Origin of the sequence: Microbacterium sp., from assembly GCF_032084865.1 — a bacterium.
Lineage (GTDB): Bacteria > Actinomycetota > Actinomycetes > Actinomycetales > Microbacteriaceae > Microbacterium.
This window is the reverse complement of the sequence record NZ_DAMDLU010000159.1, coordinates 1-6,209: the sequence shown is the minus strand read 5'-3', so window position 1 is coordinate 6,209 and position 6,209 is coordinate 1. Positions and strand designations below refer to the sequence as shown.

3 protein-coding genes and 2 pseudogenes are annotated in these 6,209 nt (G+C 68.8%); 2 read left to right on the top strand and 3 right to left on the bottom strand.

Annotation, left to right across the window (positions count from 1 at the left end; translation table 11 throughout):
• Positions 1 to 718, bottom strand: a pseudogene (locus RT309_RS13220) (hypothetical protein); the annotation flags it as partial.
• An 81-nt stretch (positions 719 to 799) separates the two neighbouring features.
• Positions 800 to 1,393: a PadR family transcriptional regulator gene (locus RT309_RS13215; protein ID WP_313357743.1), complete on the bottom strand. Its 594-nt coding sequence runs from the start codon at positions 1,391 to 1,393 to the stop codon at positions 800 to 802.
• A gap of 215 nt (positions 1,394 to 1,608) precedes the next feature.
• On the opposite strand from RT309_RS13215, the gene secA reads away from it, so the two are divergent.
• Together secA and RT309_RS13205 are read left to right on the top strand one after the other, a co-directional pair.
• Entirely contained in the window at positions 1,609 to 4,359 is a 2,751-nt protein-coding gene (gene secA / locus RT309_RS13210; protein ID WP_313357741.1) for a preprotein translocase subunit SecA, read from the top strand.
• Positions 4,360 to 4,428: 69 nt separating this feature from the next.
• On the top strand, positions 4,429 to 5,652 hold the full coding sequence (locus RT309_RS13205; protein ID WP_313357739.1) for a pyridoxal phosphate-dependent aminotransferase: 1,224 nt from the start codon (positions 4,429 to 4,431) through the stop codon (positions 5,650 to 5,652).
• On the opposite strand, the pseudogene RT309_RS13200 reads toward RT309_RS13205, so the two are convergent.
• Positions 5,600 to 6,209 (bottom strand): annotated as a pseudogene (locus tag RT309_RS13200) (hypothetical protein); the annotation flags it as partial. The gene RT309_RS13205 and the pseudogene RT309_RS13200 sit on opposite strands and share 53 nt — an antisense overlap.

The window sequence follows — 6,209 nt, the reverse complement described above, 5'->3', positions numbered from 1 at the left end:
CGGCGACCACGTCGGCCAGAGTGGACTCGGCGCGCAGCGCCTCGATCTCGAAGTCCTCGACGGCATCCAGCAGGGCACCGGCACGGCGCACGGCCTCGGTCGCGGTCTCGAGGGCGAGATTCGCCTCCTCGTTCTGGCGTGCGGCCCGTCGACGCTCGGACACGTCTGCACTGTGCGTGGCGAAGGCGAGCAGCTGCTCGCCTTCGTCGCCCGACGAGGCGATCCGCCGCATCGCGGTCTCGGAGTATCGCGACGAGAGGCGCTCGATGGTCGCGCGCGCCTGGGGGATGCGTGATGCGAGGGATTCGGCATCCCGCCGCACCTGGGCGATGATCTCCGGAGCCCGGCGCACCGTCGCGACCGTCTCGGCCAGCTCGCCGGTCTTCTCGTCGAGGAGGTTCTCTGCCCACTCGCACAGCTGCACGATGCGCGCGTTGCGGGTGCGCAGCTCTTCGACGGTGTCGGGGATCTCGTCGTGATTCAGCTGGTGCAGCTGGAACGCCTCACCGAGATGCGTGCGCACCGACCGCAGCGCGTTGCCGAGGTCGGCGGTCAGCGAGTCGCCGAGCTCGGCCTGTGCGAACGCGAGCTCGTCGGAGGTGGTGCGGATGCGCTCGTCCGTCGCGACCAGCGCCTGCTCGGCGCGGCGCGCGAGATCCGCGTCCTGCGCTGCCAGCGTCTCGTCCTCACGTCTGCGTCTGCCCCAGAATCCGGCCATGTGACGATCCTACGGTCGTCGGCCGATGCGCGTGCTGTGCATCGGGTGCGCCCCTCGCGAACACGTGGGTCGGACGGCCGCTCAGACCGAAGCCTTCGCCGGACGCCCGCGCTTGGGGCGCTCGGTCGACAGCTCCAGCTGCAGCGCGTGCTGCGGATGCGCGCTGAGACGCTGCTCGATGTGATCGAGCCAGCGCACCTCGGCCTCGGCGGCGAAGATCATCGAATCGGCCACCAATGACCTGGCGAGCTCCTCGGGCCCGCCCGGGTCCACTCCGGCGGGCCTGGCGCCGGTCAGCCGTTCCAGCTGCGTGAGCGACGCCGTCCGCTGATGCCGGATGACGCTCGCGACGTCGACACCGGGCAGGGTGGCGGCGACCGCCAGCTTGATGGCGAGCTCGTCGCGGGTGCCATGTGCGCGCTCGACCGGGCGGTCCAGCCAGACGCGCACCTCTGCCCGCCCCGCGGACGTGATCTGCCAGTAGACGTGACCGCGCTCGTCTGTCGCGCCCCTCTCGACCAGGCCGTCGCGCTCGAGGCGTTCGAGGGTGTTGTAGATCTGGCCCACATTGAGCGGCCAGGTGGAGCCGGTGCGGCGATCGAACTCGGCGCGCAGCTGGTAGCCGTAGCACCGCCCCTGGTCGAGGATGGCGAGCAGGCTCTGGCGAACGGACATGTGACTCCTCGACCGGCCGCGCCGGTATTGCGTTTCTCGGTATATGCATATCCGGCAACATCGGATGCCTGCGGGATCCCACGCGGCGTGTCCGTTCGCCGTGAGCGTGCACCGACCTGCGGGTGCACAGCGTGCGCAGGTCACGCGCCGGTAACATGGCAAAGCATGTCCGGTGCAGACCATTGTTCCGGGACGTATATCCAAGGGAGACATCCGTGGCGAATCCTCTCGAGAAGCTGCTGCGCGCGGGCGAGGGACGCATCCTCCGTCGGCTCAAGCAGGTCACGAAGGCCGTGAACGCGCTCGAAGACGACTTCGAGAAGCTCACCGACGACGAGCTGCGGAATGAGACCGCCGAGCTGCGCGCGCGATTCGACGAGGGTGAGACCCTCGACCAGCTCATGCCCGAGGCCTTCGCCGCTGTGCGCGAGGCCGCGCGCCGCACCCTGGGCATGCGCGCGTACGACGTGCAGATCATGGGCGGTGCCGCGCTGCACTTCGGCAACATCGCCGAGATGAAGACCGGTGAGGGCAAGACGCTCGTCGCCGCCTTCCCGTCGTACCTCAACGCCATCGCCGGCAAGGGCGTGCACGTCATCACGGTGAACGACTTCCTCGCCTCCTACCAGTCCGAGCTGATGGGTCGCGTGCACCGCGCTCTGGGAATGACGACCGGCACCATCGTGTCGGGCCAGACCCCGGAGGTGCGACGCCAGCAGTACGCCGCCGACATCACGTACGGCACGAACAACGAGTTCGGCTTCGACTACCTGCGCGACAACATGGCGTGGCGCAAGGAGGACCTCGTCCAGCGCGAGCACTTCTTCGCGATCGTCGACGAGGTCGACTCGATCCTCATCGACGAGGCCCGCACGCCGCTGATCATCTCAGGACCGTCCTCCGGCGAGGCGAACCGGTGGTTCACCGAGTTCGCCAAGATCGCCCGCACGCTCGAGGCGGGCGTCGACTACGAGGTCGACGAGAAGAAGCGCACCATCGGCGTCCTCGAGCCGGGCATCGAGAAGGTCGAGGACTACCTCGGCATCGACAACCTCTACGAGTCGGCCAACACCCCGCTCATCTCGTTCCTGAACAACTCGATCAAGGCCATCGCGCTGTTCAAGCGCGACACCGACTACGTCGTGATGAACGACGAGGTCATGATCGTCGACGAGCACACCGGCCGCATCCTCGTCGGGCGCCGCTACAACGAGGGCATCCACCAGGCCATCGAGGCCAAGGAGGCGGTGCCGGTCAAGGCCGAGAACCAGACCCTGGCCACCGTCACCCTGCAGAACTACTTCCGTCTGTACGAGAAGCTCGCCGGCATGACCGGAACCGCCGAGACCGAGGCGGCGGAGTTCATGTCGACCTACAAGCTCGGCGTGGTTCCGATCCCGACCAACCGCCCGATGATCCGCAAGGACCAGCCCGACCTCGTGTACAAGAACGAGCAGGCGAAGTTCGCGCAGGTCGTGGAGGACATCGCCGAGCGTCATCAGGCCGGTCAGCCGGTGCTGGTGGGCACGGTGAGCGTCGAGAAGAGCGAGTACCTCTCGCGCCTGCTCGCGAAGAAGGGCGTCAAGCACGAGGTGCTCAACGCCAAGAACCACGCGCGCGAGGCCGAGATCGTCGCCCTCGCCGGAAAGCTCGGCGCGGTCACGGTCGCCACGAACATGGCCGGACGAGGCACTGACATCATGCTCGGCGGAAACGCCGAGTTCCTCGCCGTGCAGGAGCTCAGGGCCAAGGGACTCGATCCGGAGGAGACTCCCGAGGAGTACGAGGCCGCGTGGGACGACACCTACGAGGCGATGAAGAAGCAGGTCGCCGAGGACGGCGTCAAGGTGACCGAGGCGGGTGGCCTGTACGTGCTCGGCACCGAGCGCCACGAGTCGCGCCGCATCGACAACCAGCTGCGCGGACGCTCGGGCCGCCAGGGAGACCCCGGCGAGAGCCGCTTCTACCTGAGCCTCACCGACGACCTGATGCGCCTGTTCCAGTCGGGTGCCGCCGAGGCGATCCTGGCCCGCACCAACTTCCCCGACGACGTGCCGATCGAGTCGGGACTGGTCAGCCGTGCGATCCGCAGCGCCCAGTCTCAGGTCGAGGCGCGCAACGCCGAGATGCGCAAGAACGTGCTCAAGTACGACGACGTGCTGAACCGCCAGCGTGAGGCGATCTACGCCGACCGCCGTCAGATCCTGCACGGCGACGACATCGCCGACCGCGTGCAGCACTTCATCGAGGATGCGATCGGCGGGATCGTCGACGACCACACGAGCGCCGGCCACACCGAGAGCTGGGACTTCGACTCTCTGTGGGCGGAGCTGAAGACGCTGTACCCGATGGACGTGACGATCGACGAGGTCGTCGCCGAGGCGGGAGACCGCAAGGGCGCCATCACCGCTGAGGGGCTCAAGCGCGAACTGCTCTCCGACGCGAGGATCGCGTACGAGAAGCGCGAGGAGGCGCTCGGTGAGGCCGCGACGCGCGAGCTCGAGCGCCGGGTCGTGCTGCAGGTGCTCGACCGTCGCTGGCGTGACCACCTCTACGAGATGGACTACCTCAAGGACGGCATCGGCCTGCGGGCGATGGCGCAGCGCGACCCGCTGATCGAGTATCAGCGCGAGGGGTACGCGATGTTCCAGGCGATGATGGGCCAGATCAAGGAGGAGTCGGTCGGCTACCTCTTCAACCTCGAGGTCGAGGTGCGTCGCGCCGGCGACGACCAGACCGAGGTCGAGGCCAAGGGCCTGGTCGACGAGCAGCCCGTGCAGAAGCTGGAGTACTCGGCGCCCGACGATGCCGGCGGCGTCGAGGTGCGCGACGAGAGCGGCCAGGTGCAGAAGGCGGCCACCGCGCGCGCCTCCGCCCGCGGCGCATTCGGCCAGTCGGTGGATGCCGATGAGCAGCCCGCCGGCAACCGCGAGCAGCGCCGGGCGCAGAGCAAGAAGAAGAAGTAGGGTGCACTGACGCGGGCGGCCAGCACCGCCCGCGTCAGCCGCACACGCCGCGGCCGGTATCCTTGCGGAATGACCCGCCGCACACTTGACCAGTCGTCGAAGCTGAGGAACGTTCTCTACGAGATCCGCGGCAAGGCACTTGTCGAGGCGGCGCGCCTGGAGTCCGAGGGGCATCAGATCCTCAAGCTGAACACCGGCAACCCGGCGACCTTCGGCTTCGAGGCGCCGCACCAGATCGTGCGCGACATGCTCGCTGCTCTGCCGACCGCGCACGGCTACAGCGACAGCAAGGGCGTGATCTCCGCTCGCCGAGCTGTCGTCAGCCGCTACGAGGAGGTCGAGGGCTTCCCGCGCTTCGATCCCGACGACGTGTACCTCGGCAACGGCGTCTCCGAGCTGATCACCATGGTCATGCAGGCGCTGCTCGACGAGGACGACGAGGTGCTCATCCCCGCCCCGGACTACCCGCTGTGGACGGCCATGACCTCGCTCGCCGGCGGCACGCCGGTGCATTACATCTGCGACGAGGAGGACGGCTGGCAGCCGGACCTCGAGGACATCCGCTCGAAGGTGACGCCGCGCACCAAGGCGATCGTCATCATCAACCCCAACAACCCCACCGGTGCCGTGTACTCGAAGGAGGTGCTCGAGGGCCTCGTGCAGATCGCGCGGGAGAACGAGCTGCTGCTGCTCTCCGACGAGATCTACGACCGCATCCTCTTCGACGACGCCGAGCACATCCCGACCGCCACGCTCGCCCCCGATCTGCTCTGCCTCACCTTCAACGGGCTCTCCAAGACCTACCGTGTCGCCGGCTACCGGTCGGGCTGGGTGGTCATCACGGGGCCGACGTCGCACGCCCGCGGGTTCCTCGAGGGCATCACGCTGCTGGCATCCACCCGCCTGTGTCCCAACGTGCCGGCGCAGTACGCCGTGCAGGCCGCGCTCGGAGGGGTGCAGTCGATCGACTCGCTGATCGCGCCGACCGGCCGGCTGCACGAGCAGCGCGACATCGCCTGGAGCGGTCTCGAGGCGATCCCCGGCGTCAGCTGCGTGAAGCCCGCCGGCGCGCTGTACGCGTTCCCGCGACTGGACCCCGAGGTGCACGAGATCCGCGACGACGAGAAGCTCGTCTACGACCTGCTCGTGTCCGAGAAGATCCTGCTCGTGCAGGGCACCGGATTCAACTGGGCTACACCCGACCACCTGCGCGTCGTCACGCTGCCGGAGGCGCGCGTGCTCAGCGAGGCGATCGAGCGCCTCGGGAACTTCCTCTCGAGCTACCGGCAGTGACCTCGGCGCGGGCGCCGAGACCGGCGGCGATGCGCCGCACGGCGCTCACCAGCTGAGACCGGGGCGAGACGTCGGCGATCGCTCTCGCGTGCAGCGCCGCGGAATCGGCCGCCCGCTGGTCGTGCGGCACGAAGGCGACGTCGTCGATGCCCGCGAACCGGCTGAGCGTGCGCCGGATCTGCCCTCTCGCGTCGATGCCGAGCGGGCCGGGACGTGCACGGTTGGCGACGACCGTGACCGGCGTCTCACCGATCAGGTGGCGCAGCTCGGCGTATCCGCGCAGGAACCGGCTGACACCGAGCGGGTCGGCCCCGAGCACGGCGACCACCGCATCGGCCTCGAGCAGCACGGCGGCTGTCGCCGCGTGGCGCTGCGGCGCCTCGGGCCCGAGCTGATCGTCGTCCTCGTCGAATGCCGCGGCGACGTCGACGACGGTCTCGTCCTGCCAGTCCCTGGCGACCGCGAGCGTTGCGCGCAGGCGCGCCGCGGCGAGCTCCGGCCACCGGCTCGGACGGTTCAGCCCGCCGAGCACATCGAGCACTCCCGCCGAGGTCTCC